The sequence below is a fragment of the Microbacterium cucumeris genome, assembly GCF_058349845.2.
In genome coordinates this window covers 1-24,214 of the sequence record NZ_JBYRIZ020000001.1, presented here as the reverse complement: position 1 = coordinate 24,214, position 24,214 = coordinate 1, and the positions used below count along the sequence as shown (strand labels likewise).

The 24,214-nt window shown below is 70.2% G+C and carries 25 protein-coding genes and 1 tRNA gene; 6 read left to right on the top strand and 20 right to left on the bottom strand.

The window, feature by feature from the left end; all coding sequences use genetic code 11:
- Positions 1-29: 29 nt before the first annotated feature.
- Positions 30-1,505, top strand: coding sequence for a glycoside hydrolase family 5 protein (locus AC3RXZ_RS00130; RefSeq protein WP_491492794.1), 1,476 nt, complete (start codon positions 30-32; stop codon positions 1,503-1,505).
- Between the two features lie 143 nt (positions 1,506-1,648).
- On the opposite strand, the gene AC3RXZ_RS00125 is transcribed toward AC3RXZ_RS00130, so the two are convergent.
- Together AC3RXZ_RS00125 and AC3RXZ_RS00120 are read right to left on the bottom strand one after the other, a co-directional pair.
- Complete coding sequence (locus AC3RXZ_RS00125) at positions 1,649-2,212, bottom strand: hypothetical protein (RefSeq protein ID WP_491492793.1); 564 nt, start codon at positions 2,210-2,212, stop codon at positions 1,649-1,651.
- 1,064 nt (positions 2,213-3,276) lie between these two features.
- Positions 3,277-3,350, bottom strand: a tRNA-Pro gene (locus AC3RXZ_RS00120).
- Positions 3,351-3,456: 106 nt separating this feature from the next.
- Here AC3RXZ_RS00120 and AC3RXZ_RS00115 point away from each other — a divergent pair.
- The 3 genes from AC3RXZ_RS00115 to AC3RXZ_RS00105 are packed head-to-tail and all read left to right on the top strand — an operon-like array spanning position 3,457 to position 5,115.
- Positions 3,457-4,035 (top strand): GNAT family N-acetyltransferase, encoded by a 579-nt coding sequence (locus AC3RXZ_RS00115; protein WP_491492792.1) that lies wholly within the window; start codon positions 3,457-3,459, stop codon positions 4,033-4,035.
- Between the two features lie 40 nt (positions 4,036-4,075).
- Positions 4,076-4,753, top strand: a complete 678-nt coding sequence (locus tag AC3RXZ_RS00110) for a lysoplasmalogenase family protein (RefSeq protein WP_491492791.1) — start codon at positions 4,076-4,078, stop codon at positions 4,751-4,753.
- Positions 4,750-5,115 carry an RNA-binding S4 domain-containing protein gene (locus AC3RXZ_RS00105; RefSeq protein WP_491492790.1) on the top strand — a complete coding sequence of 122 codons (366 nt, stop codon included), beginning with the start codon at positions 4,750-4,752 and terminating at the stop codon, positions 5,113-5,115. The genes AC3RXZ_RS00110 and AC3RXZ_RS00105 overlap by 4 nt, the downstream gene beginning before the upstream one ends.
- A gap of 28 nt (positions 5,116-5,143) precedes the next feature.
- Here the strand turns inward: AC3RXZ_RS00105 and AC3RXZ_RS00100 are convergent, their stop codons facing one another.
- Positions 5,144-6,040, bottom strand: a complete 897-nt coding sequence (locus tag AC3RXZ_RS00100; protein WP_491492789.1) for an NUDIX domain-containing protein — start codon at positions 6,038-6,040, stop codon at positions 5,144-5,146.
- A 77-nt stretch (positions 6,041-6,117) separates the two neighbouring features.
- Here AC3RXZ_RS00100 and AC3RXZ_RS00095 point away from each other — a divergent pair, with 77 nt between their 5' ends.
- Complete coding sequence (locus tag AC3RXZ_RS00095) at positions 6,118-6,672, top strand: phosphorylase family protein (RefSeq protein WP_491492788.1); 555 nt, start codon at positions 6,118-6,120, stop codon at positions 6,670-6,672.
- Positions 6,673-6,694: 22 nt separating this feature from the next.
- Here AC3RXZ_RS00095 and AC3RXZ_RS00090 read toward each other — a convergent pair whose 3' ends face one another.
- The 17 genes from AC3RXZ_RS00090 to AC3RXZ_RS00010 all read right to left on the bottom strand — a co-directional run bounded on the left by AC3RXZ_RS00090 (position 6,695) and on the right by AC3RXZ_RS00010 (position 23,071).
- Positions 6,695-7,771: a Glu/Leu/Phe/Val dehydrogenase family protein gene (locus tag AC3RXZ_RS00090; protein ID WP_491492787.1), complete on the bottom strand. Its 1,077-nt coding sequence runs from the start codon at positions 7,769-7,771 to the stop codon at positions 6,695-6,697.
- A 106-nt stretch (positions 7,772-7,877) separates the two neighbouring features.
- Positions 7,878-9,401, bottom strand: coding sequence for a ribosome biogenesis GTPase Der (gene der / locus AC3RXZ_RS00085; RefSeq protein WP_243226113.1), 1,524 nt, complete (start codon positions 9,399-9,401; stop codon positions 7,878-7,880).
- Positions 9,391-10,077 carry a (d)CMP kinase gene (gene cmk / locus AC3RXZ_RS00080; RefSeq protein ID WP_491492786.1) on the bottom strand — a complete coding sequence of 229 codons (687 nt, stop codon included), beginning with the start codon at positions 10,075-10,077 and terminating at the stop codon, positions 9,391-9,393. The genes der and cmk overlap by 11 nt, the downstream gene beginning before the upstream one ends.
- The gene (locus AC3RXZ_RS00075; RefSeq protein ID WP_243226116.1) at positions 10,070-11,188 is read right to left on the bottom strand and encodes a prephenate dehydrogenase; all 1,119 of its coding nucleotides are present in this window, start codon (positions 11,186-11,188) and stop codon (positions 10,070-10,072) included. The genes cmk and AC3RXZ_RS00075 overlap by 8 nt, the downstream gene beginning before the upstream one ends.
- Positions 11,185-11,979, bottom strand: a complete 795-nt coding sequence (locus AC3RXZ_RS00070; RefSeq protein WP_491492785.1) for a pseudouridine synthase — start codon at positions 11,977-11,979, stop codon at positions 11,185-11,187. Before AC3RXZ_RS00070 ends, AC3RXZ_RS00075 begins: the two co-directional genes overlap by 4 nt.
- The gene (scpB, locus tag AC3RXZ_RS00065; RefSeq protein WP_243226118.1) at positions 11,976-12,575 is read right to left on the bottom strand and encodes an SMC-Scp complex subunit ScpB; all 600 of its coding nucleotides are present in this window, start codon (positions 12,573-12,575) and stop codon (positions 11,976-11,978) included. Before scpB ends, AC3RXZ_RS00070 begins: the two co-directional genes overlap by 4 nt.
- Positions 12,565-13,431, bottom strand: a complete 867-nt coding sequence (locus AC3RXZ_RS00060; protein ID WP_243226119.1) for a segregation and condensation protein A — start codon at positions 13,429-13,431, stop codon at positions 12,565-12,567. The genes scpB and AC3RXZ_RS00060 overlap by 11 nt, the downstream gene beginning before the upstream one ends.
- Positions 13,415-14,305 carry a ParA family protein gene (locus AC3RXZ_RS00055; RefSeq protein ID WP_243226120.1) on the bottom strand — a complete coding sequence of 297 codons (891 nt, stop codon included), beginning with the start codon at positions 14,303-14,305 and terminating at the stop codon, positions 13,415-13,417. Before AC3RXZ_RS00055 ends, AC3RXZ_RS00060 begins: the two co-directional genes overlap by 17 nt.
- 88 nt (positions 14,306-14,393) lie before the next feature.
- A complete protein-coding gene (gene xerD, locus AC3RXZ_RS00050; RefSeq protein WP_491492784.1) occupies positions 14,394-15,296 on the bottom strand; it encodes a site-specific tyrosine recombinase XerD in 903 nt (300 codons plus the stop codon).
- A 2-nt stretch (positions 15,297-15,298) separates the two neighbouring features.
- On the bottom strand, positions 15,299-15,922 hold the full coding sequence (locus AC3RXZ_RS00045) for an NUDIX domain-containing protein (protein ID WP_243226122.1): 624 nt from the start codon (positions 15,920-15,922) through the stop codon (positions 15,299-15,301).
- Positions 15,915-17,609: a CTP synthase gene (pyrG, locus tag AC3RXZ_RS00040; protein WP_243226123.1), complete on the bottom strand. Its 1,695-nt coding sequence runs from the start codon at positions 17,607-17,609 to the stop codon at positions 15,915-15,917. Before pyrG ends, AC3RXZ_RS00045 begins: the two co-directional genes overlap by 8 nt.
- 9 nt (positions 17,610-17,618) lie before the next feature.
- Positions 17,619-19,319, bottom strand: a complete 1,701-nt coding sequence (gene recN / locus AC3RXZ_RS00035; RefSeq protein ID WP_491492783.1) for a DNA repair protein RecN — start codon at positions 19,317-19,319, stop codon at positions 17,619-17,621.
- Complete coding sequence (locus tag AC3RXZ_RS00030; protein WP_243226125.1) at positions 19,316-20,236, bottom strand: NAD kinase; 921 nt, start codon at positions 20,234-20,236, stop codon at positions 19,316-19,318. The genes recN and AC3RXZ_RS00030 overlap by 4 nt, the downstream gene beginning before the upstream one ends.
- A complete protein-coding gene (locus tag AC3RXZ_RS00025) occupies positions 20,233-21,030 on the bottom strand; it encodes a TlyA family RNA methyltransferase (RefSeq protein WP_243226126.1) in 798 nt (265 codons plus the stop codon). The genes AC3RXZ_RS00030 and AC3RXZ_RS00025 overlap by 4 nt, the downstream gene beginning before the upstream one ends.
- Complete coding sequence (locus AC3RXZ_RS00020; RefSeq protein ID WP_243226127.1) at positions 21,027-21,203, bottom strand: hypothetical protein; 177 nt, start codon at positions 21,201-21,203, stop codon at positions 21,027-21,029. Before AC3RXZ_RS00020 ends, AC3RXZ_RS00025 begins: the two co-directional genes overlap by 4 nt.
- Before the next feature lie 9 nt (positions 21,204-21,212).
- On the bottom strand, positions 21,213-22,244 hold the full coding sequence (locus tag AC3RXZ_RS00015) for an HAD-IIA family hydrolase (protein ID WP_243226129.1): 1,032 nt from the start codon (positions 22,242-22,244) through the stop codon (positions 21,213-21,215).
- Entirely contained in the window at positions 22,244-23,071 is an 828-nt protein-coding gene (locus tag AC3RXZ_RS00010; RefSeq protein WP_491492782.1) for a hypothetical protein, read from the bottom strand. The genes AC3RXZ_RS00015 and AC3RXZ_RS00010 overlap by 1 nt, the downstream gene beginning before the upstream one ends.
- 6 nt (positions 23,072-23,077) lie before the next feature.
- Here AC3RXZ_RS00010 and AC3RXZ_RS00005 point away from each other — a divergent pair.
- Positions 23,078-24,214: hypothetical protein (locus tag AC3RXZ_RS00005; protein WP_491492781.1), on the top strand; the 1,137-nt coding region annotated here is incomplete at its 3' end.

The window sequence follows — 24,214 nt, the reverse complement described above, 5'->3', positions numbered from 1 at the left end:
GAGGCGGCGGACGGACGAGAGGGAGAACAATGTTCAGACCACATCGGTCTCGCCGGACGGCCATCGCGCTGACTGGCCTCGTCGCGGCGGCGCTCGCACTCGCGGCGATCCCCGCGGCGGCGGCCGCGGTACCGGAAGCCGCGCTCGGGAGCGCGCCGGCACTTCAGGTGGATGGCAACTGGATCCGCGATGCGAACGGCGACGGCGTGACGCTCCAGGGCGTCTCCGTCCTCGCACCCGAACAGAACGACGTGTGCGAGTACTGCAATTCCCGGCCGACCTCCGAGCTCATCGACTTGGCGGCTGATGCCGAGGCCGGCTGGAACTCCGATGTGGTGCGCCTTCCGGTCACCGAGATCAGCTCGACGACAGACCTCGCCGCGTACGACGCGCAGTACATCGCGCCGTACGTCGATCAGGCCGTGGATCTCGGCATCTACATCATCATCGACCTGCACCTCGTGCGAGACTACGGGGACGCGGCCGGCGCAGTCCCTCAGTCGATGGTGAAGCGGTTCTGGGATTACATCGCTCCGATCTACGGCAGCACGTCGAACGTGATCTTCGAGGTGTTCAACGAGCCCATCAATCCCGCCGACTGGAACACCTGGAAGAACTACATCCAGCCGGTGGTGGACTCGATCCGCACGACCGCCCCGGACACGCTGCTGCTGATGGGCTCGCCGCAATGGAGCACCATGCTCAACGGGGCGATCGCGAACCCCGTCGAGGACGACAACCTCGCTTACGTGTACCACATCTACCCCAACCAGGGCTCCCCGACCGAAGCGCTGCTCGACGCGAAGTTCGGCAACGCCGCCGACCAGATCCCTGTGGTCATCACCGAGTTCGGGTGGAACCCCGAAGGCGAGTTCTCCGATGCCGTCACGCGCGGCACGACGTCCAACTGGGGCGTACCGTTCCGCGAGTACGTGGACGCGCACCCGTGGATCGGGTGGCAGGCGTGGATCCTCGACAACTTCTGGAAACCGCAGATGTTCGATTACGACTGGAACCTCATGGGCGGTGAGCACCAGGGCCAGTTCATCAAGTCCTGGCTCGCCGGTGATCCGAATGTGTCACCGTGTCAGACCCATGACGCGGTCGGCGCGAGCGTTCAGGTGTCCTCGGTGTACCAGACCTTCACCGGCGACAACCTCACCGACGGAGACTGCACGAATGCCGGGCGCTGGATCTCAGCGGTCGGCGACACGACACCGACGGCGACCGTCACGCTGGCGACGGCCCAGGACGTCTCGTCCGTCGGGGTCTACAGCGGCTACAGTGGCGGGACCGGCGTCGTGCTCGTGGACTTCACGGTCGAGGTCCACACGTCGGCCGGATGGCAGCAGGTAGCGGCGATCACAGGCAACACGCAAGCTGCTCGTGACGTGCCGGTCGGTGTGAGCGGCGTGGACCAGATCCGCCTCCTCGTCACGAACCCGTCCGCTTCCACCACAGAGGCGAAGATCGCGCGCGTCTACGAAGTGGCGGTGCGCGGTTGATCCTGTTCGGGTGAGCCCCGGGACTGGTCAGGCCCGGAGACCTGCGAGTCTCCGGGCCGTGCCGTTCTTCACCGGGTCCGCTGGTTCCGGTCAGGTCTACTGATCGGGGCGTACAGGAATGGGCGTGCCGGGCGTTGGCATGACTAGACGAGCGCACCCGCTGCGTCCAGCACCTTCATCGTCGCCAGTACGGCGTTGTCGCGATACTGCTTCGAGCCCGCCACCTCGCGCACGGTCTCCACGACTTCAGCGGCACCGATTACCGCGATCGGTCCGACTCCGACGACCTGTCGTGCACACCACTCGCGCACGGCGGCCTCGCTCCCGCCCCCGGCGAACTTGCCGACGTAGAGCCGCAGCTCGACCTGGTCGAGCTCGAAGCCGAACCGCTCTGCGGCGGCCGTCACGACAGTGGAACGGATCTGTTCATCGTTGAGGAGCGCGTATGCGGCGTTCCAGGTGCGATTCTCGCTCTCTCCCCTGACGTGTGCAGCCACGACTCCACGCGAGCCGAAGAAGGACTTCACGGTCGCGAGCACGAGCTTGTCGGCGCGAGCCGCGACGAGGTCCACCTCGAATCCGTGTGTCTGCCACTCCTCATATGCGACCTTTCGTGTGCGGCGCTTGACGGGGAACTTGAGCGCACTCGAGACGACCAGCCCCTCGGCTTCCAGGGCGAGGGCGACGAACTGCTCGAAGGCTTCCATGACTCCGAGCGTAGCCAGCGGCGCTGCCGTTGCTGCGCGGTCAGGAACCACTGCGCCGACTAGGTCTCGGACGGGCACGACGCGGGTGACATGCCCTGCCCCACTGCGAGCTTTTCGGAACGTCAAAGGGACCAGCGTTGGGCCGGTCCCTTTGTCGTGCTGTTCTGTCGGGCTGACAGGATTTGAACTTGCGACCCCTTGGAGGGTCCGGGCAATCTCCGGTCTCCGCCGATCGTCTCGGGAACTCGCGGATTCCCTTGTGTTTACAGGGAACCGAGCGGTTCGCTTGGTCCGAGTGTAGCCGGTCGATTGCGGTCTGTGGGAGGTGATTTAGGTGGGTTCCTGATAGGCCGGGCGCACGACCCGAACCAGAAACAACTGACGGGCTCGGACCAGGGGGCGCCACGGCGCCGATCGGGCGAGAATCCGCGGAATTCTGCGGTTCTCACGGCAACGATACTACCGGTAACCACCGGCTGATGTCGGCCAATCTGGGGGTTTCTGGTCACTAATCTGGTCCAAATCACGGCCGTTCGAGCGTCCCTAGATTCCGTGACGCACCCGTCGACTGCCGAACGCTCGCGAGACCTCCGGTAGAAGGCTAGCCATTATACGAATGAGGGGCGAAGATCGTGCACTGCATCGGGCGCCATATACGAGCACCCGCCACTCGTCGACCGAGCCGAGGTTGCGGCTGACGAACCCGTAACATAAATGAGCCCACGCACGTTCAGCGACCGACTCGCGAACAACGGCATGTTGGGCGCTGACATCCGCGATTGGTCGGCTCTCCGCGGTGGCTGACGATCGTGCCCGCGATACGAATCGATGGTGTCGGGCTGGTGACGTCGATGTCACGGCGGCGGATGGCGAGAACCTCGCCGATGCGGGCGGAGGTGCCGAGCATGACCTCGACGATCGCGCCGAGCTGGCAGTCGGGCTTCGGACCGGAGACCGAGCGTCCGGCCTCCCAGAAGGGCGTGTAAGTGATGGGTTCTCGATGACCGGATCACATCCACCTACAGAAAAGTCCCGGAAACCCTTGAGTTTCCGGGACCTCTCGGTCGGGCTGACAGGATTTGAACCTGCGACCCCTTGACCCCCAGTCAAGTGCGCTACCAAGCTGCGCCACAGCCCGCCGCCTCCGCTCTCGCGCAGGCAACTCCCCTATCTTAGCCGCACGATCACGCGTTCGCGAACCAGCATCCCTTGCCCGTGTCGGAACCGTGGCGTACCGTGCCCACATGCCCGAGATCACCACCGAGCCGGCCACGCCCCAGCGTTGGGAAGACGTGCAGCACACCTTCTCCGGCGGAGGCGACGGACGCAGCTGCCAGTGCGCGTGGTTCACGCTCACGAACGCCGAATTCAACCGGACCACGGCCGAGGAACGACGCGAGCTCCTGCACGACGAGGTCGACGCCGGTCCCCCTCCCGGCCTCATCGCGTACGTCGACGGCGAGCCGGCCGGCTGGGTCCGCGTCGGTCCGCGCACCGTCCAGCGGCGCATCGCCCGTACCCGCGCGATCGTCACGAGCACCCCGGAGCCGCTCGACGACGAGTCCGTCTGGGCCATCACGTGCTTCGTCGTGCGGAAGGAGTATCGCGGCCTCGGCCTGAACGCCCGCCTCCTCGATGCCGCGGTGGCCTTCGCCCGCTCATCCGGAGCCCGGGTCGTCGAGGGGTATCCCGTCGACACCTCCCCGGGGCGCGTCCGATCGAACGACCTCTTCCACGGCGCGCTGTCGACCTTCCTCTCGGTCGGATTCTCCGAATCAGCAGCCCCCAAGCCGGGGCGCCCGATCGTCGCACTCGCCCTCTGACCGCGGCGCGACACCGCGCGCGCGAACCTACGATGGAGGGATGCAACGAAGCGTCTTCGGTCGCCCCACCATCTGGTGGACGTTCGTCCCCTTCGCCCTGATGTCGGTCCTGCACGTCGGCGCCCTGGCCGTCGGCAGCGATCTCGCCGGTCCCACGAAGCTCTGGCTCATGCCCTTACTGGCGATCCCGGTGCTGATCTCCGCACGTCTGAAGCCGAGACTCGCGATCGTCCTGTTGCTCGCCGCCTTGCTGTTCTCGTGGCTCGGCGACGGCACAGGCTTCCTCTTCCCGGCGGCACCGGAGCTTCCGCTCATGCTCGGATTCTTCGGACTCGCGCACATCGCCTACATCGTGCTGTTCCTCCGGGTCCTCCGTCGCCGCCGAGGGATGCCGTGGTGGGCACTGGTCTACGCCGTCTGGTGGGTGGCCATGATCGTGATCCTCGGCCCGCACACCGGCGGTCTCCTGCTCGCCGTCGGCGCCTACGGACTCGTCCTGGGCGCCACCGCGGCGCTCGCCACCCGCTGCCGCCCGCTCGTCACCGTCGGCGGCGCCTTCTTCCTGGTGAGCGACACCATCCTCGCTTTCCGCCTCTTCCTCCCCGACGCCATGCCGGACTGGACGAGCCCCGCCGTGATGGCGACCTACACGCTGGGTCAGGGCCTGATCGTGGCCGGCGCGCTCGCGACCCTCCGCGAAGGGAAGACACCACGATGAGCGATTCACCGGTCCGCGTGGACAGTTGGCTGTGGGCCGTCCGGGTGTACAAGACGCGTTCCGCCGCCACCACGGCCTGCCGGGCCGGGCACGTGCGCGTGAACGGAGACAAGGCGAAGGCGGCGCAGACCGTCAGGCCTGGAGACGAACTGCGGGTCCGCATCAGCGGCTTCGACCGCATCCTCATCGTGCGCCAGACCCTCGTCAAACGCGTCGGGGCGCCCCTCGCCGCACTCGCCTACGAGGAGCGCACGCCGCCCCGCGAGCCGACGGCCGCTCTCGCCGTCCGCGACCGCGGCGCCGGTCGGCCGACCAAGCGCGAACGGCGCGAGATCGACCGACTCCGAGGCCGGGACGCCTGATCCGCCGCACGGCGCGCGTCACGACACGTCAGATCAAGCCGCGCAGCCACCCCGCCGAACGCACGTCCGCGCCCGACGCATTCACACGCTCCTGCAGCCCGCGATCGCTCGTGACCACGATCACCGCCCTGCCGTCGCGCACGAGGCGCTCGGCCTCCGCGAGGATCGCGTCGTCGCCCTCCCCTGGAGCCGGCACGATCCGCACGCGCTCTCCCCCGGCATCCGCGGCGATCGCCTTCGCCTGCCCCTCCACGACGAACGAGATCTCGGGGAACCACTCGTCTCCGCCCAGGCCGAGCTCCCCGGCCGGGACGGCCAGCCCGGCCAGCGCCGAAGCCAGCCGTCCGGCGGCACCGGCGCGATCGCGCCACCAGCCGTCTGGCACGGAGCCGACGACGTTCGCGGCATCCACCACGAGCGCAGGACGCGCATCCAGCAGCGCGCGCAGTCGCGGCCACGCGTCGGCGAATCCGGGATGCAGCGGCCGGTCATCCACGTCCTCCACCGGCACCCATTCGAGCGCGATGCTCTCGGGATCGCTGATGACCGGATCGAACGGCACGAGCACGTCGGCGACCACCGTCGTGTACGACCAGATGCGCAGGTCGAGCACGCTCGTGAACCGCGACCGCACGGCCCCGTCCGGCACCCCGGCCTCTTCGGTCGCCTCGCGCTCGGCACCGACGATCGCGGACTCGCCCTCGTGCAGCGCGCCACCCGGCAGCCCCCAGGTGCCGCCGAAGTGGCTCCAGGAGACCCGGTGCTGCAGCAGCACACCGCGGTCAGGGTCTACGGCGAGCAGCCCGGCCGCGCCGAACCGCCCCCAGTACCGTTCACCCGTCTCGGCGACGACCCACGCGTCTCCCGGGTCCCGCGGGCCCTCGGGGCGACGCGGTTCACCGGGTGTCGGGGGAACGATGGTCACCCCTCCACCCTGTCACAGCATCCGCGCCGTCGTGCGCGACGCGACCTCGGACGTCACGGCTCTGCGAAGATGGTCCCGTGAAGCTTCTCGTCGCCGCCCTCGAATCCGAACTCGTCGCGTTCCCGGAGCAGGTGCCCGGGTACGACCGGCTCGTGACCGGACCGGGGAAGATCATGGCCGCGTCCGCGCTCACGCGCGCCCTGTGCACCACCGCCTACGAGGAGATCCTCGTGGTCGGCACGGCCGGCGCGATCGACCCCGACATCGCCCCCGGCATCCACGCCATAGACCGGGTGTTCCAGTACGACGTCATCGACGACAAGGGCGTCGCCGGTCACCACGTCTCGATGCCGCAGAATCTGCGTCTCGGCGACGGCGACGTCGTCATCGCCACCGGGGACAGCTTCGTCGACGACGCCGACACCGTGCGTGCCATCCACGCGCTCGGCGGTCACCTCGTCGACATGGAGGCGTACGTGTACACCTGGGTGGCCGGCGAGTTCGGCGTCCCCATCCGCATCTGGAAGGCGGTGTCGGACACCGCCCAGGACGGCGCGAACCAGACCTGGGAAGCGGCCGTCGCGGACTGCAGCCGTCAGCTCTGGGAGCGTCTGCAGTCCGAGCTCGACTGACCCTTCCCCGCGCCGGCGGAGGTCAGGACAGTACGCTCTCCGACGCCTGCGCCGCGCGCAGCCGCGCTTCGGCGAGCTCCTCCGCGGCCTGCAGCGGCGTGATCGCACGCTCCTGCGCGGCGTCCAGGATGCCGCGCAGCGTGCCGCCGATCTGAGAGACGCGCTGCATGATCTCCTGCTTCGTCCCCAGCCGCTTCGCCTCGAGATCCAGGTAGATCACCCCGCCGGCGTTGACGACGAAGTCCGGCGCGTACAGGATGCCACGGCCGGCCAACCGGTCCGCGCCGTCGTGCGCCGCGAGAGGGTTGTTCGCCGGACCGCACACCGCGCGGGTGTCGAGCTGGTCGATGACCTCGTCGGTCAGCAGACCGCCGATCCCCGCGGGGACGAACACGTCGGAGGGAATCAGGTGCTCCGTTCCCGGTTCCGCCCACGTCATCCCCAGATCGGCGGCGAGCTGACGCCGCGACGGGTTGACGTCGGTGGCGGTGAGCACGGCGCCCTCTGCGGACAGCCGGACGGCGAGGCGTCCGCCGACCTGACCGAGGCCCGAGATCGTGATCCGGCGGCCGGCGACGTCCGGAGATCCCGTCACGCGCTCCAGCACGGCGCGCAGCGACTCGTACACACCCAGGCTGGTGGGCCCGGCCGGCTCACCGGATCCTCCGACCGCGTCCGGCAGGCCGACCACGTGCGCCGTCCGCTCGCTGACCGTCAGCATGTCCTCAGTGGTCGAGCCGACGTCCTCGGCCGTGCGATACAGGCCGCCGAGCGCCTCGACGGCGTCCCCGAGATCGAGGAAGGCCGCGCGGCGGCGCTCCGAATCCAGACTTGTCCCCTCCGGCAGGCCGATGACGGACTTCCCGCCCCCGGCGTCCAGACCCGCGGCCGCGTTCTTCAGCGTCATGGCGGCCGACAGCCGCAGTGCGTCGCCGAGCGCGTCGCTCCAGTGCGGATACGTCCACAGCCGCGCCCCGCCGAGGGCGGAGCCGAGCGCGGAGGAATGCAGGGCGACCGCGATGAACAGACCGCTGCGCCGTCCCGTGATCACCTCCACGCGCTCGTGGGTGAAATCGGGCAGGGGCAGGGTGTGCGTCATCGCATCCTCTTTCGGCGGGCCTTGTGGGCGTGCTCGGTGGATGCCACGGCGTTGCGGCATCCACCTTCCATGGTACCTCCGCCGCCTCACGAGCGGTGAGCGGTGCTCAGCGCTGTCGCCGCTCCCTCACCCGCATGTTGATGACGATCGGCGTGCCCTCGAAGTCGTACAGCTCGCGCAGGCGCCGCTGGATGAACCGGCGGTAGCCGGGGTCCAGGAAGCCGGTCGTGAACAGCACGAACGTCGGCGGGCGCGTGGACGCCTGCGTGCCGAACAGGATGCGCGGCTGCTTGCCGCCGCGCAGCGGGTGCGGATGCTCGGCGACGAGCTCGGACAGGAACGCGTTGAACTTCCCGGTCGGGATGCGGCGGTCCCAGTTCTCCAGCGCCGTCTCCAGCGCCGGCACGAGCTTGTCGAGGTGCCGCCCGGTCTTCGCGGAGATGTTGACGCGCGGGGCCCACGCCACATGCGCGAGGTCCTGCTCGATCTCGCGCTCGAGGTAGCGGCGACGATCCTGGTTCTCCATGTCGTCGTCGTTCAGGCGGTCCCACTTGTTGAACGCCAGCACGAGCGCCCGGCCGGACTCCAGCACGAGGTCGATGATGCGGATGTCCTGCTCGCTGATCTTCTCGGACACATCGAGCACGACGACGGCGACCTCGGCCTTCTCCAGCGCCGCGGACGTGCGCAGGGAGGCGTAGAAGTCCGCGCCCTGCTGCAGGTGCACGCGGCGACGGATGCCGGCCGTGTCCACCAGGCGCCACAGCTTGCCGCCGAGCTCCACGACCTCGTCCACGGGGTCGCGGGTCGTGCCGGCGAGATCGTTCACGACCACGCGCTCCTCCCCCGCCGCCTTGTTCAGCAGCGAGGACTTGCCGACGTTCGGCCGACCGAGGATCGCGACGCGGCGCGGTCCGCCGATCTCCTGCTTCGCGACGGCCGAGACCTCGGGAAGCTTCGCGAGCACGGCATCCAGCAGGTCGGCGACGCCGCGTCCGTGGATCGCGGACGTCGGGTACGGCTCGCCGAGGCCGAGGTTCCACAGCGCCGCCGCCTCCGGCTCCTGACGCGTGTCGTCGATCTTGTTGGCGACGAGGAACACCGGCTTGCCGCTCTTGCGCAGCAGGCGCACGACGTGCTCGTCGGTCGAGGTGGCACCGACCATCGCGTCGACGACGAACAGGACGACGTCGGACAGGTCGATCGCGACCTCGGCCTGAGCGGCGACCGAGCGGTCGATGCCCTTGGCGTCCGGTTCCCAGCCGCCCGTGTCGACCAGCGAGAAGCGCCGGTCGTTCCACTCCGCCTTGTAGGTGACGCGGTCGCGCGTCACGCCGGGAGTGTCCTCGACCACGGCCTCACGGCGGCCCAGGATGCGGTTCACGAGCGCGGACTTGCCGACGTTCGGGCGCCCCACGATCGCGACGACAGGCAGCGCCGGGAGGAACTCGATGCCGTCCTCGCCGCCGGAGAGACCGGCCAGGAGCGCGGCATCCTCCTCGTCCAGGTCGTACTCGGCGAGACCGGCGCGCAGCGCCTCGGCCCTCTGGTCCGCGAGCGCCTCGTCGAGGTCGTTCAGCTTCTCCTCGAGGTGGTCAGGGCCGCCCTCGTACTCGTCTTCAGCGGGCATGTTCCGCTCCTTGCTTTCGGTCGATCACCGCGAGCACGGCGTCGATGGTCTGAGAGAAATCGAGCGCGGTCGAGTCCACGACCTCCACGCCCTCCGCGGCGTTGAGGAAGTCGACGACCGTGCTGTCGGCGGCGTCGCGCCGGTGCAGCGCCTCAGCGACCGCGGCGGCGTTCTCGCCGGCGAGTTCGCCGGCGCGTCGCGCGGCGCGCACCTCGGGGGCCGCGGTGAGCAGGATCCGCACCGGCGCGTCGGGCGCGACGACTGTGGTGATGTCGCGGCCCTCCACGACGACGGCGTCGAACGCGGCCTCCGCGACGAGGGACCGGAACAGTTCGTTGACGCCCGTCCGCACCTCGGGAACGCGCGCGACACCGCTCACGGCGCCCGACACGCGCGGTTCGCGGATCGCCGCGGTCACGTCGACGTCTCCGACCCGCACGGATCGGTCGTCGGGGTCGAGTCCGATGCGCAGATCGAAGTCGGATGCCGCGGCGCGCACCGCATCCGCGTCCGCCGTGTCGGCCCCGCGGTCGAGCACGTGCCAGGCGAGCGCGCGGTACGCGGCTCCCGTGTCGAGATAGCCGTATCCCCGGCTGCGCGCGACGGCCTTGGAGACGCTGGACTTGCCGGAGCCGGCCGGCCCGTCGATCGCGATGAACTTGTGCGCGTCAGTCATTCGTGGTCCCTGCAATCCGCCACCCGCGTTCCTGCAGACCGGTGATCGCGCCGTGCAGCGCGGCCGGGGCCACGCTGATCTCGGCGAGGCCGAACTGCGCGCCCGGCGAGTGCTCCAGGCGCAGATCCTCCACGTTCACGCCGAGCTCACCGAGCTCGCCGAAGAGCCGCCCGAGCTGACCGGGAGTGTCGTCGACCATGACGACCAGCTGCTCGTAGCGGCGGTTCTGCCCGTGCTTGCCGGGAAGCCGCTCGACTCCCTCGTTGCCCTGCCGGATGGCGTCGGCGACCGTGCGGCGCGCACCGGGCGCGGCCGGATCCCGCAGCGCTGCGGCCACGTCGCGGAGGTCGTCCGCCAGCGCGTCGAGGATGTCGACCACGGGCTGAGCGTTGGCGCCCAGGATCTGGACCCACAGTTCGGGGGCGGAGGCGGCGATGCGCGTGGTGTCCCGCACGCCTTGACCTGCCAGGCGCAGGGATCCCTCGTCCGCCGACGCGAACCGGCCCGCGAGCAGGCTCGCCACGACCTGCGGGACATGCGAGGTCAGGGCGACCGAGCGGTCGTGCTCCTCGGGCGTCATCTCGAGCGGCATCGCCCCGACATCCAGCGCGAGCGCCTCGACGAGCGCCAGGTCGGCCGGACGCGTCTCCTCGTCGCGGCACACGACCCACGGGCGCCCGACGAACAGATCGGCGCGCGCCGAGATCGCTCCGCCGCGCTCGCGTCCCGCGAGCGGATGGGAGCCGATGTAGCGCGTGAGATCGACGCCGCGCCGGCGCAGGGCGTTCAACGGCTCCAGCTTGACGCTCGCGACATCCGTGACCACCGCATCCGGGTAGCGATCCAGTTCCGCCTGGATGACATCGGCGGTGACGTCCGGCGGAACGGCGACGACGGTGAGGACGGGTCGATCGTCGTCCTTCTCGGCGCGCCCGGCGCCGTAGTCGATCGCGAGCCGGAGCTGCGCGGGTGACGCGTCGGCGAGGACCACGTCCACGCCCTTCACCCGCAGCGCGTGTCCGATGCTGGCGCCGAGCAGGCCGGACCCGACGATCCGGACGGTCCCCGACAGCCGCGGGGGCACCGCGGCACCACGGGACTGTTCGCTCACTGCTTCTCCTGCACGTCTCCCGGCGTCGTATCCGCAGGGGAATCCTGGCGCGACAGAGTCAGCAGCGCGCCGAGTTCGATTTTAGTCAGTTCCCGCGACTTCCCCGCCGGGAGGGTTCCCAGGTGCAGCGGGCCGAACTGCCGGCGGACGAGTTCGAGAACGGGGTGGCCGACCGCCGCCATCATGCGGCGCACGATGCGGTTGCGCCCGGAGTGCAGCGTGAGCTCCACCAGGCTCGAGCCGCGGGACGTGTCCAGCAGCCGGGCCTTGTCGGCCGCGATCGGCCCGTCCTCGAGCTCGATCCCCGCCGTCAGCCTCGCGATGGTCTGGGCCGTGACCGTGCCGTCGACCTTGGCGATGTACACCTTCGTCACGCCGAACGACGGGTGCGCGAGCACGTGCGCCAGCTCGCCGTCGTTCGTGAGCACCAGCAGGCCGCTGGTCTCGGCATCCAGGCGGCCGACGTTGTACAGGCGCTCGGGGTAGTCCTTCGTGAAGCGCCGCAGATCCGGGCGGCCGTTCTCGTCGCGCATCGTGCTGACGACGCCGGTCGGCTTGTTCAGCATCACGTAGCGCTTGGACACGTCCAGCTGCACGGCGGTGCCGTCGACGTCGACGAGGTCCTTGTCGGGGTCGATGCGCGTGCCGAGCTCGGTCACGATCTGCCCGTTGACGCGGATGCGCCCCTCGACGATGTACTGCTCGATGACGCGCCGCGAGGCGACGCCCGCGTTCGCGAGGACCTTCTGCAGCCGGACGCCCTCGGGCGAAGAGTCTGTCTCGGGGGTCATCGGATGCTCGATTCGTCGAAGCCGTTCGAACCGTCGTCGAGCAGCGGAGAGATGGGAGGCAGCTCGTCGAGGGAGTTGATGCCGAGGTTCTGCAGCAGGGCATCCGTGGTGCCGTAGTTGATCGCGCCCGTCTCCGAGTCGGCGAACAGCTCGGTGATCAGCCCGCGCGCCAGGAGGGTGCGCACCACCGAGTCGACGTTCACGGCGCGGATCGAGGCCACCTGGCCGCGCGTGACCGGCTGCTTGTACGCGATCACGGCGAGCGTCTCCAGCGCCGCCTGCGACAGCCGCGCGGGCGCCTGACCGCCGACGAACTCGGCGACGAGGTCGTCGTGGTCGTCCCGGACGTACAGCCGCCAGCCTCCGCCCACCTCGCGCAGCTCGAAGCCGCGCCGCGGGCCGCTGCCGCGTCCGTCGTAGTCGTCCACGAGCGTCTCGATCGCCTGGCGCACCGCCGGTACCGGGGCGCCGACCGCGGCCGCCAGCGCGACGAGGCCCAGCGGTTCCTCGAGGATCAGCAGGATCGCCTCGAGCTTCTCGGTCAGCGGAGCGTCGATCGCCCGCTCGTCGATGGTCTCGGTCATGTCATCGGTCATAGTCGGCCCCCAGGGTCGCGAGCATCTCATCCGACCAGGTGTCGGCGGCCCAGCGCAGCGTCAGCTCGCCGAGCGGTTCCAGTTGTTCGAAGGACAGCGCGGCGTGCCGGTACAGCTCGAGCACCGAGATGAACCGCGCCACCACGATGCCCGGCTCGGTCACACCGGAGACGAGCTCGCGGAACGTCAGCGACTCCGTGCCGCGCAACAGCGTCACCACGATCGCAGCCTGCTCCCGGATGCTCACGAGCGGCGCGTGCAGGTGGTCCAGCCCGACGTGCGGGATCTCCTTCGGCGCGAACGCGAGGAGGGCCAGCGCCGCGAAGTCGTCGGCGCTGAGCGTCCAGACCAGCTCGGGTGTCTGACGGCGGTGCTTCTCGTCCAGCCTCACGCTGCGCACGTGACGACGATCCTCCCGCTGCAGGCTCCGCGCGAACCAGGCGGAGACCTCCTTGAACGCGCGGTACTGCAGGAGACGCGCGAACAGCAGGTCCCGCGCCTCGAGGAGCGCGACGGACTCGGCATCCACCAGCTCGCCCTGCGGCAGGAGGCCGGCCACCTTCATGTCCAGCAACGTCGCTGCCACGACGAGGAACTCGGATGCCTGATCCAGCTCCTCCTCGGGTCCGAGCTCCTTCAGATACGCGATGAACTCGTCCGTGACCTTGCTCAGCGACACCTCGGTGATGTCGAGCTCGTGCTTGGAGATCAGGTTCAGCAGCAGGTCGAACGGTCCGTCGAAGTTCCCGAGCGACACGCGGAAACCGGAGTCGTCCCGCCCTCCTTCATCGAGCGCGGGTGAGGGATCGGTTTGCTCGACGACCGACGGATCGGTCTCGTCAGGCGACGGCGCCACGGGCGACCAGCTCCCGCGCCAGCCGCAGGTACGCCTGTGCGGCGGCGTGCTCCGGTGCGAACTCGGTGATGGGGACGCCGGAGACCGAAGCGTCCGGGAACTTCACGGTGCGGCCGATCACGGTCTCCAGGACGTCGTCTCCGAACGCCTCTACGACGCGCTCGAGCACCTCACGGGAGTGCAGCGTCCGCGGGTCGTACATCGTGGCGAGCAGGCCGTCGAGCTGGATGGCGGGGTTCAGGCGATCGCGCACCTTGTCGATCGTCTCGATGAGCAGCGCGACGCCGCGCAGAGCGAAGAACTCGCACTCCAGCGGGATGAGGACGCCGTGGCTGGCGGTGAGCGCGTTCACGGTCAGCAGCCCCAGCGACGGCTGGCAGTCGATGAGGATGACGTCGTACTCCCCCGCGACCTGACGGAGCACGCGCGACAGGATGGTCTCGCGCGCCACCTCGTTGACGAGGTGCACCTCGGCCGCGGAGAGGTCGATGTTCGCCGGGATCACGTCGAGGCCGTCGACGGAGCTGTGCACGATCGCCTCGTGCGCGTCGCGCTTGGTGTCCAGCAGCAGATCGTAGATCGTCGGCACGTCGTGCGTCTGGATGCCGAGGCCCGCGGAGAGCGCACCCTGCGGGTCGAAATCGACCGCGAGCACCTTGCGGCCGTACTCGGCGAGAGCGGCGGCGAGATTGATCGACGTCGTGGTCTTGCCGACCCCGCCCTTCTGGTTGCACAGCGCGATGATCCGCGCCGGCCCGTGGGATTCGAGCGGCGCTGGCGTCGGGAAGCCGTGATAGGGACGACCGGTGGGTCCGATCGGGGTCTCGTCGCCCTTCGACGCCCTGCCCTTGGACTTCGCCGCTTTGTCAGCCACCGGTTCTCCTGCTCCCTCGTGCTCGCTCGATTCTAGTCACCAGGGGCGCGAACGCGCGGCCCGCACCCGGCGATCCCGGGGAATCGCGCTACCGGGCGCGCGGATGCGACGTCGCGTAGATGTCGCGCAGCGCGTCGACCGAGACGTGGGTGTAGATCTGGGTCGTCGCGACCGACGCGTGCCCCAGAAGCTCCTGCACGACGCGCACGTCGGCTCCGCCCTGCAGCAGGTGCGTGGCGAAGGAGTGGCGCAGCGTGTGCGGAGACACGTCCGCCGTGATCTGTGCGGTGTCGGCGGCCTGCCGGATGATCAGCCAGGCGCTCTGCCGGGACAGGGGCGCGCCGCGGGCCCCGAGGAAGAGCCGGGCGGTCGCGCGTCCCTTCGCCGCGAGATCGGGCCGCACCCGCGTGAGGTAGGCGTCGACCGCAGAGCGCGCGTACGAGCCGATCGGCACGATGCGCTCCTTCGCACCCTTGCCCCGCAACCGCAGCACCTCGCCGTGCGACAGATCGTCCACGTCCAGCCCGATCGCCTCGGACACGCGCGCACCCGTGGCGTAGAGCAGTTCGAGCAGGGCGCGATCCCGGATCCCCATCGGCTCATCCGGCGAGGGGGCGGCCAGCAGCGCCTCGACCTGGTCGATCGTCAGCGCCTTGGGCAGTCGCTGCGGCGTCTTCGGCGGGCGGAGCCGACCCGTCGGGTCCTCCGGCGCGATCCCCTCCCGCACGAGGAACCGGTGCAGGCCGCGCACAGACGACTGGAGCCTGGCCAGGCTCGTGGCCGCCGGCGGCGGGACGAGCGCGGATCGGTCGGCGATGAACCGGCTGACGATCGAGCTGCTGATCGCCGCCGTGTCGTCGACCCCGACGTCCGCGAGCCAGGCGCGATAGACCTCGAGATCACGGCGATAGGCGCCGACCGTGTGCGTGGAGAGGCCCCGCTCGATCGTGATGTGCCGGAGATAGGCGTCGACCGCGCGCTCGACCTGCACGGTCAGCCCCTGGCGCGCCTCGCCGCCACGGCCAGCAGCCCGTTGGCGAGCAGCGCGTTGCGCAGTCGTCCGGCGAGCACGGCGTCCACGGCATCCTGCAGCGGAACCCAGACCAGGGAGATGTCGGCCTCCTCGTCCTCACGGGCATGCACGTCCGGAGCATCCGAGAGCTCCGTTGCGAGGAAGAAGTGCACGATCTCGTTGCTGCCGCCCGGCGTCGTGAACGTCGAAAGCAGGGGCTCCCACGCCCCGGCGACCAGGTCGGCCTCCTCGGCGAGCTCACGGCGCGCGGCGTCGAGCGGGTCCTCCCCCTCGACGTCCAGGAGTCCCGCGGGCAGCTCCCAGTCGCGATGCCGGATCGGATGCCGGTACTGCTGGATCAGCAGCACCCGGTCCGAGGCGTCCATCGCGACGATCGCCGCAGCCCCGGGGTGATCGACGTACTGACGTCGCAGCTCGCCGTCGCCGTACCGGAGTCGGTCGTCGCGGATGTCCCACACCGCACCGCGGAACGCGAGCTCCGATGCGAGGATCTCCGGATCGAACCGCTCATCGCGCAGGGCGGCCGCGTCGGCCCCCTCCCCGGAGCGGGGGCCGACGTCCTGAGCGGACGTGAGATCAGGCATCGGCTTCCACGTCGAACAGCTCGCTCGCCCGATGACGGTCGATCGCCGCCCCCACGAGACCGCGGAACAGCGGGTGCGGATCGGTCGGACGCGAACGCAGCTCGGGGTGCGCCTGCGTGGCGATGTAGTACGGGTGCACGTCGCGCGGCAGCTCGACGAACTCCACGAGGTCGAGCTCGGGGTTGATGCCGGAGAACACCAGGCCGGCCTCGGCGATGCGGTCGCGGTAGGCGTTGTTGACCTCGTAGCGGTGACGGTGACGCTCCTCGACCTCCGTCGAGCCGTAGACCTCAGCCGCGATCGAGCCCTCGGCGAGGCGAGCGGGGTACAGTCCCAGACGCATCGTGCCGCCCAGGTCGCCGTGGTCGATGATGTCGACCTGCTCGGCCATCGTCGCGATGACCGGAGCCGGCGTCTCCGGGTCGAACTCGCTCGACGAGGCGCCGTCGATCCCCGCGACGTTGCGCGAGTACTCGATGACCATGCACTGCAGGCCGAGGCAGAGTCCGAGCGTCGGGATGCCCTGCTCGCGGGCGAAGGTCAGCGCACCGAGCTTTCCCTCGATGCCCCGGATGCCGAAGCCGCCAGGCACGCAGATGCCGTCCAGCTGTCCGAGCTGCTCCTTGGCGCCCTCCGGCGTCTCGCACAGGTCGGACGGGATCCAGCGGATGTTGACCTTCGTCTCCTGCGCGAAACCGCCGGCCTTGAGCGCCTCGGTCACGGAGAGGTAGGCGTCCGGCAGGTCGATGTACTTGCCGACGAGTCCGATCGTGACCTCATGCTTGGGGTTGTGCACGGCGTGCAGGACCTTGTTCCAGCGCGTCCAGTCGACGTCGGCGGCCTTCTGGTCGAGCCCGAGCCGGCGCACGATGTAGGAGTCCAGGCCCTGTTCGTTCAGCGTGGACGGGATGTCGTAGATGCTCGGCAGGTCGACCGTGTTGATGACGCCCTCGGCGTCCACGTCGCACATCAGGGCGATCTTGTTGCGGTTCGACTCGCTGACGGGACGATCGCTGCGGAGCACGAGCGCATCCGGCTGGATGCCGACCTGGCGCAGGGCCGCGACGGAATGCTGGGTGGGCTTGGTCTTCTGCTCCCCCGACGCGCCCATGAACGGCACCAGCGACACGTGGACGAAGAAGACGCTGTCGCGGCCGAGCTCGTGGCGCAGCTGACGGGCGGACTCGAGGAACGGCTGGGACTCGATGTCGCCGACCGTGCCGCCGACCTCGGTGATGATGACGTCGGGCTTGGGCGTCTCGTCCGCCTGCAGCCGCATGCGCCGCTTGATCTCGTCGGTGATGTGCGGGATGACCTGCACCGTGTCGCCGAGGTACTCGCCGCGCCGCTCGCGTGCGATGACCTGCGAATAGATCTGCCCGGTCGTGACGTTGGCGGCCTGCGACAGGTTGATGTCGAGGAAGCGCTCGTAGTGGCCGATGTCCAGGTCCGTCTCGGCGCCGTCGTCGGTGACGAACACCTCGCCGTGCTGGAACGGGTTCATCGTGCCCGGGTCCACGTTGAGATACGGGTCGAGCTTCTGCATGACGACGCGCAGTCCGCGGGCGGTGAGGAGATTGCCGAGGCTCGCGGCGGTGAGCCCCTTGCCCAAAGACGAAACGACACCGCCGGTCACGAAGATGTGCTTGGTGGTGTCGTTCTTGGGCCCCGCAGAAGAAGAGTTCATCACGGGCTTCTATCCTAACAGTTCGCGGGAGACCCCGAGGTCGAGCAGTTCTCTGGCATGCGTCAGCGCGGCGTCCGAATCGGCGAGGCCCGACAGCAGGCGCGCCATCTCGGCTTCGCGCTCGGCGCCCTCGAGGCGTCGGACGCTGGATGCCGTGACGGCGCCGTCGCTGGCCTTGACGACGGACAGGTGATTCCCGGCGAAGGCGGCGACCTGGGCGAGGTGCGTGACGGCGATCACCTGGGACCGTTCAGCGAGTCGAGCAAGTCGCCTGCCCACCTCGATCGCGGCGGCGCCTCCGATCCCGGCATCCACTTCGTCGAAGACGAAGGTCGGAACCGGGTCGGTGCCCGCGATGACGACCTCGATCGCCAGCATGACCCGCGACAGTTCGCCTCCCGAGGCGCCCCGGGCGACGGATCGGGGCTCTGCTCCGGGGTGCGGAGCGAGCAGGATGGCGACGTCGTCGCGCCCGTGCGCGCTCTCCGTGCCGGCCGTCACCGCGACCTCGAGCCGGGCGTCGGGCATCGCGAGCGCGTGCAGTTCCTCGGTGACCGCTGCGCCCAGCCGCGCCGCGGCCTCGGTGCGCACCGCGGTGAGAGTCTCGGCCGCGGAGTCCAGCTCGGCACGGGCCTGCTCGCGTTCGGCGTCGAGCCGCGAGACGCGGTCCGTGTCGTCGTCCAGCTCGGCCAGTCGCGCGGAGCCGGTCTCCCACAGGGCGAGTGCCTCGTCGAGCGAGCCGTGTGCGCGCACCAGCGTTCCGAGAGCGGCCCGGCGCTCCTCGACCGCGGCCAGTTCGTGCGGACCCGCCTCGTCGAGGTCGGCGAGGTAACCGGCGAGCTGACCGGCGATGTCGGTGATGCGGTAGCCGAGGTCCGCGAGCGACTCCGCGATGCCGGAGAGCGCCGGATCGGACGCGCGTTCGAGCTGACGCCGTGCATCGGCGACGAGAGCCGAGGCGTCGGTGTCCCCGTCCTCGGCGGACAGCGCACCGTGCGCGAGCGCGGCGGCCTGCCGCAGCTCCTCGGCGTTGGCGAGGCGCTCGGCGCGCTCGGCGAGGGCCTCGTCCTCACCGGGCTCGGGCGCGGTCGCCTCGATCAGGGCGAGAGCCTCACGCAGCCGCGCGGCCTCCTCGGCGCGCCGGTCGCGGTTCTCGGTGAGCTCGCGCAGTTCGGCGTCGAGGATGCGCCACCGCTCCCAGGCACCGGTGTATGCGCGCAGGGCATCCGCCACCGGCTCGCCGCCGAAGCGATCGAGCGCGTCCCGCTGCGCGACGGCGGACTTCAGCCGCAGCTGCTCGGACTGGCCGTGGACGACGACGAGCTCCTCGGCGAGGGCCGACAGCACTCCGGCGGGCGCGGCCCGCCCGCCGACGCTGGCGCGACTGCGGCCCTCCGCGCTGAGCGTTCGCGAGACGTAGAGCTCGGCCTGTCCCGAGCCCGCGGGCTCCAGCTCCCCTCCGGCATCCTCCACGATGTCGGCGACGGCGCCCTCCTCGGGAACGACCCAGACGCCGGCGACCGAGGCCTGGGGCGCTCCGGCACGGACGGCGCCGGAGTCGGCGCGTTGACCGAGCAGCAGCCCGAGGCCGGTGACGACCATGGTCTTGCCCGCGCCGGTCTCGCCGGTGATCGCGGTGAAGCCCTTGCCCAGGGGCAGCACGGCGTCGGCGATCACGCCGAGGTGCTGCATCCGGATCTCCTCGATCATGCCGTCGCCTCCGTCCCGTTGCCGCGCCACCCGGCCACCGGCAGGCGGAACTTGCGGACCAGGCGGTCCGTGAACGGTGCGGGGTGGAGCCGAGCAAGGCGCACGGGGCGCGAGGAGCGGCGCACCACGACGCGGGCTCCGGGAGGAAGCTCGTGGGAGCGGCGGCCGTCGCACCACAGGATGCCGGTTCCGCTCGTGCGCTCGAGCATCTCGATCGCGACGGAGGCGTGCGGGCTGACGACGAGGGGCTTGGCGAACAGCGCGTGCGCGGACAGCGGCACCACGGCGATCGCCTCGACGCCGGGCCAGATCACCGGGCCTCCGGCCGAGAAGTTGTACGCGGTCGAGCCGGTCGGGGTGGAGACCACCATGCCGTCGCATCCGTAGCTCGTGAGCGGACGCCCGTCGATCTCGACGACGACCTCGATCATGCGCTCGCGGCTCGCCTTCTCGACGGTCGCCTCGTTGAGCGCCCAGGTCTCGTACACGACATCGCCGGCGACGTCCTTCACGCGCACGGCAAGAGCGAGGCGCTCCTCGACCGCGTAGTCGCGCTCGATGACCCGTCGCACGGCGTCGTCCATGTCGTCGCGCTCGATCTCGGCGAGGAAGCCGACGTGGCCCATGTTGATGCCGAGCACGGGTGCCCCGCTGTCGCGGACGAGTTCGGCGGCCCGCAGGATCGTCCCGTCCCCGCCGAGCACGATCGCGAGTTCCAGATCGTCGACCGGGATCGTGTCGCCGAGCACATCGACGTCGGCGAATCCCGGATCGACCGCCGAGAGCTCCGCCCGGTCGTCACCGGCCAGCACGGGACGGGCTCCGGCGCTTCGGAGCGCCTCGACGACTCGACGGGCGGCGGCGACCGTATCGTCCCGGCCGGCGTGGGCGACGACCAGGATGCTGCGCTCGTTCATCGTCCTCCTGCCAGTTCGTCGATCCGCTGCGTCCATTCTGCCGGAGAGGTCCCGCGGCCGGGCGCCATGTGGACAAGGTACTCGGCGTTGCCGTGGGTTCCGAGGATCGGGGAGGGCAGGATCCCCTGCATCCCGAATCCGGCATCCCAGGCGCTCCACACCGTGCGGGCGACCGCGTCGGCACGGATGACGGGATTGGTCACGAGACCGCCCCGCACTGCGGTGCGGCCGACCTCGAACTGGGGTTTGACGAGCAGGATGATGTCGGCGTCGGATGCCGCGACCAGCGCGATCGCCCCGAAGACGAGCTCCAGCGAGATGAAGGACAGGTCGCCGACGATCACGTCAGGGCGGCGCCGCTCCCCCGTCGCCTGGGCGAGGTTCTCGGCGGTCATGTGCCGCACGTTGAACCCTTCGACGACCGTCACTCCGGGGTCGGCGGCGACCGTCGGCGAGAGCTGATCGTGCCCGACATCGACGGCGAGGACGCGCTCGGCGCCGCGCTCGCGCAGCACCTGCGTGAATCCCCCGGTGGAGGCTCCCATGTCGAGAGCGAGGCGCCCCGAGACGTCGACGTCGAATCCATCCAGTGCGGCGATCAGCTTGTGCGCGGCTCGGCTGACGTAGTGATCGGACCCCGCCACCGTGATCTCGGTGTCATCCGCGACCGGCGTCGAGGCCTTGACGACCGTGCGGCCGGCGACCTGGACGAGGCCGTCGGAGATGAGCGTCGCGGCATGCGTCCGGGAACGGGCCAGTCCGCGCTCCGCGAGGGCGGCGTCGAGTCGGGTCACCGCTCCGACGGCTTCTCTCGCTGATCCAGGCGCGCGCCGGCCTCGAGACGGCGCGACAGTTCATCGTGCAGGCTGGAATACGCGTCGGCCCTCGCCGCGAGGGGCTGACCCTCGATCAGGCGCAGGCGGCTCCAGAGCCCGTCCGTGGGGCCGGTGGTGCTGTCGTCGCTCACCCCACCAGCCTACGGCCGATGGAACGGATCCTCGTAGAGGCGCTCGGGCACCCGCAGCACGAAGATCGGCGTGCCGGACTCCCAGATCGCCAGGGCTCCGGCGCGCAGCAGATCGATCTGACGCGAACCCTCGGCGAGGATCTCGACGTCGCCCCCGTTCACGCGGACGGTCGATGCGCCGACCGTGACCGCTCCGTCCTTGCGGACGGCCTGCGGATACGGTTCGTGGAGCTCACGGAGGTCGGAGAGCACGAACGTGGGGCGCGAGCCCTCGGGCGCGGCCAGGACGTGCTTGGGACGGTCGATGCCGGTGAGCACGAGTGCGGAGTCGATGCCCGCGCGGTTCGCGCCGAGGATGTCGGTGTCCAGCCGGTCCCCGATGAACAGTGCGCGCCGACCGCCGAATCGCGCGATCGCCTCTTCGAAGATCGGGACCTCGGGCTTGCCTGCGACCGTCGCGAGACGACCGATCGCCGTGTGGACCGCGGACACGAGGGTCCCGTTTCCCGGGGCCACACCGCGCTCTCGGGGAATGGTCCAGTCGTTGTTGGTCGCGATCCAGGGGATCCCGCCCTCTTCCTCCGGCACCTTCAGGGCGAAGGCGGCTTCGGCGAGGTCGGTCCAGGCGACGTCGGGCGCGAAGCCCTGAACGACGGCGTCGGGAGCATCCTCGGCGCTGCGCGTCACGGTGTACCCGGCCTTCTCCGCTTCGACCACGAGCCCTTCGCCGCCCACGATGAGGAGGGTGGCCGGCGCGGGGACGACGCTAGCGAGCAGGCGCATGGCCGCCTGCGGGCTCGTGACGACCTCATCGGGCGCGACCGAGAGACCGAGTTCGGTCAGGTGCTCGGCGACGGAGGCGTCGGTGCGGGAGGCGTTGTTCGTGATGTAGCCGAGACGACGCTCGCCCGCGACCGCGTTGAGACTGTCGACGGCGTGCGGCAGCGCGCCAGGTCCGGCGTAGACCACACCGTCGAGATCCGCCAGCACGACGTCGATGCCGTCGAGCGGGGTCGGACGCTTCTTGGCGAACAGGCCCATCAGGCGCGGCCCTCCTCGTCCGCCTCGTCCTCACCCAGAAGCTCGGCGACCTCCTGTGCGATGGCGTCGTGCTCGGAGGGCTCGGGGGCGGAGTTCGGGTGCTCTTCGACGGACTCGTCGGCGGCGTCCGCGCGCGGTTCGGAGGGCGCGGACTCCGGGGCGGAGTCGGCTTGCTGATCGCCGGGCTCGTCCGCGGCCAGCTCCGTCTCGTCCGGTGCGTTCTCGGCAGCGGATGCCTCGCTCGACGCGGAGTCGTCGGTGTCGTCCTCGATGAGTCCGTCCTCGACGATGATCTCCTCGTCGCCGGACTCGTCGAGACCGAGCGCTTCGAGAGCCACCTCGGCGCGGTGGGTCCAGAACTCCGCCTCCTCGTCGCGGCCGAGGTCCTCGAGGACGGCCGCGCGGGCCGCGAAGAGCGCGGGGCTCCAGCTGAAGGCGCGGTCCGGATCCAGCTCGGGGATCTCCAGTTCGCCCAGCGCGAGCTCCAGCTCTCCCTGGTCCAGACGAGCACCGGACATGGCGATGGCCAGCGCGACGCGGACCTCGACGGGAAGAGCGTCCCGGTCGACGGCGCGGCCGGTCTCGAGGGCACGGTCGGGACGACCGACGCCGCGCTCGCTGTCGACCATCAGAGCGATCTGGTCCTCCTTGCCGGAGATGCGCCGATAAGTGCGCAGTTCGCGCAGCGCCAGAGCGAAGTCCCCGGTGGCATACGCCGTGATGCCCAGGGTCTCCCGCACGATGGCTATACGGCCGGCGCGACGGGATGCCGCGAGAGCGTGCTCGTGGGCCAGTGCGGGATCCTCATCGATGAGCTGCGCTGCCATCGCCAGATGGCGCGCGACCTGCTCGGCGTTCTCCTTGCTCAGGGTCTTGAGTTCGTTGCGGGCCGCCGCGGGAAGGGAGCGAGCGGTGATCTCCTCGGGGATGTCCGGGCCGCGCTCGGGGCGCGGCCGGTCGTCGTACAGCCGGTCGCCCCGCGGACGATCTGCGCCACCGCGCTGAGGGAAGGAGCTGCGGCGGTCGTCACGCGCGTCGCGGCGCGGCGCACCGCCGTCGCGGTTCTGGTACCCGCTCGTACGGCGGTCGCCGTCGCGACGCTGATATCCGCCTTCGCGTGGGGCTCCGTCGCGGCGCTGGTACCCGCTGTCCCGGCGCTGGTACCCGCTGTCTCGGGAACCGCCCTCACGGCGCTCATACCCACCGCCTCGGCGGTCACCGTCACGACGCTGGTACCCACCATCGCGGGAGTCGCCGTCACGACGCTGATACCCAGCGCCCTGCCGGTCACCATCGCGGCGCTGGTATCCGCCGTCGCTGTTCCGGAATCCGCCGTCACGGCGTTCATCGTCGCGCCGCTGGTACCCGCCTTCGCGACGGCGTCCGTCGGCACGCTGGTCACCTCCGTCACGGCGGTCGAAGCCGCCATCTCGGCGGGGGTGACCACCCTCGCGGGGCCGGAATCCTTCGCGACGATCGCCGTCCCGGCGCTGATATCCGCCGCCCTGACCATCTCCGTCGCGCTTCTGGTAACCGCCCTCACGACGCGGAGCCGCATCCCTGCTCTGGTAGCCACCGCCGCGGCGATCCCCGTCACGCCGAGCGCCGTCACGATGCGGGCCTCCATCGCGGCGCGGGGAGGCGCCATCCCGACGGTCTCCGTCGCGCTTCTGGTAGCCGCCCTCGCGACGCTGCCCGGCATCCCTGCCCTGGTAGCCGGAACCGCGGCGATCCTCGTCACGACGCTGATCGCCCTCGCGACGCTGCCCTCGATCACGCGAAGAGCTGTCTCGGTAGGTGGGGCGCGAGCCGGATCGGTCCGTGCGCGGACGGTCTCGACGATCGTCTCTCGAACCAGTGGAACGGTCGTCGTTCTGGCGTCGCGAACGACGCTCTTCCTCTTCCGGCATGATCTCTGCTCTCTCCCACTTCCCGTTAACGCGAAATGGCCACCCAACGTTGGGTGGCCA

Coding starts and splice junctions, on each gene's coding strand:
- AC3RXZ_RS00130 (WP_491492794.1), top strand. CDS start 30: ATGTTCAGACCACATCGGTCTCGCCGGACGGCCATCGCGCTGACTGGC.
- AC3RXZ_RS00125 (WP_491492793.1), bottom strand. CDS start 2,212: ATGGAAGCCTTCGAGCAGTTCGTCGCCCTCGCCCTGGAAGCCGAGGGG.
- AC3RXZ_RS00115 (WP_491492792.1), top strand. CDS start 3,457: ATGCCCGAGATCACCACCGAGCCGGCCACGCCCCAGCGTTGGGAAGAC.
- AC3RXZ_RS00110 (WP_491492791.1), top strand. CDS start 4,076: ATGCAACGAAGCGTCTTCGGTCGCCCCACCATCTGGTGGACGTTCGTC.
- AC3RXZ_RS00105 (WP_491492790.1), top strand. CDS start 4,750: ATGAGCGATTCACCGGTCCGCGTGGACAGTTGGCTGTGGGCCGTCCGG.
- AC3RXZ_RS00090 (WP_491492787.1), bottom strand. CDS start 7,771: ATGACGCACACCCTGCCCCTGCCCGATTTCACCCACGAGCGCGTGGAG.
- der (WP_243226113.1), bottom strand. CDS start 9,401: ATGCCCGCTGAAGACGAGTACGAGGGCGGCCCTGACCACCTCGAGGAG.
- cmk (WP_491492786.1), bottom strand. CDS start 10,077: ATGACTGACGCGCACAAGTTCATCGCGATCGACGGGCCGGCCGGCTCC.
- AC3RXZ_RS00070 (WP_491492785.1), bottom strand. CDS start 11,979: ATGACCCCCGAGACAGACTCTTCGCCCGAGGGCGTCCGGCTGCAGAAG.
- scpB (WP_243226118.1), bottom strand. CDS start 12,575: ATGACCGATGACATGACCGAGACCATCGACGAGCGGGCGATCGACGCT.
- AC3RXZ_RS00045 (WP_243226122.1), bottom strand. CDS start 15,922: ATGCCTGATCTCACGTCCGCTCAGGACGTCGGCCCCCGCTCCGGGGAG.
- pyrG (WP_243226123.1), bottom strand. CDS start 17,609: ATGAACTCTTCTTCTGCGGGGCCCAAGAACGACACCACCAAGCACATC.
- recN (WP_491492783.1), bottom strand. CDS start 19,319: ATGATCGAGGAGATCCGGATGCAGCACCTCGGCGTGATCGCCGACGCC.
- AC3RXZ_RS00030 (WP_243226125.1), bottom strand. CDS start 20,236: ATGAACGAGCGCAGCATCCTGGTCGTCGCCCACGCCGGCCGGGACGAT.
- AC3RXZ_RS00015 (WP_243226129.1), bottom strand. CDS start 22,244: ATGGGCCTGTTCGCCAAGAAGCGTCCGACCCCGCTCGACGGCATCGAC.
- AC3RXZ_RS00010 (WP_491492782.1), bottom strand. CDS start 23,071: ATGGCAGCGCAGCTCATCGATGAGGATCCCGCACTGGCCCACGAGCAC.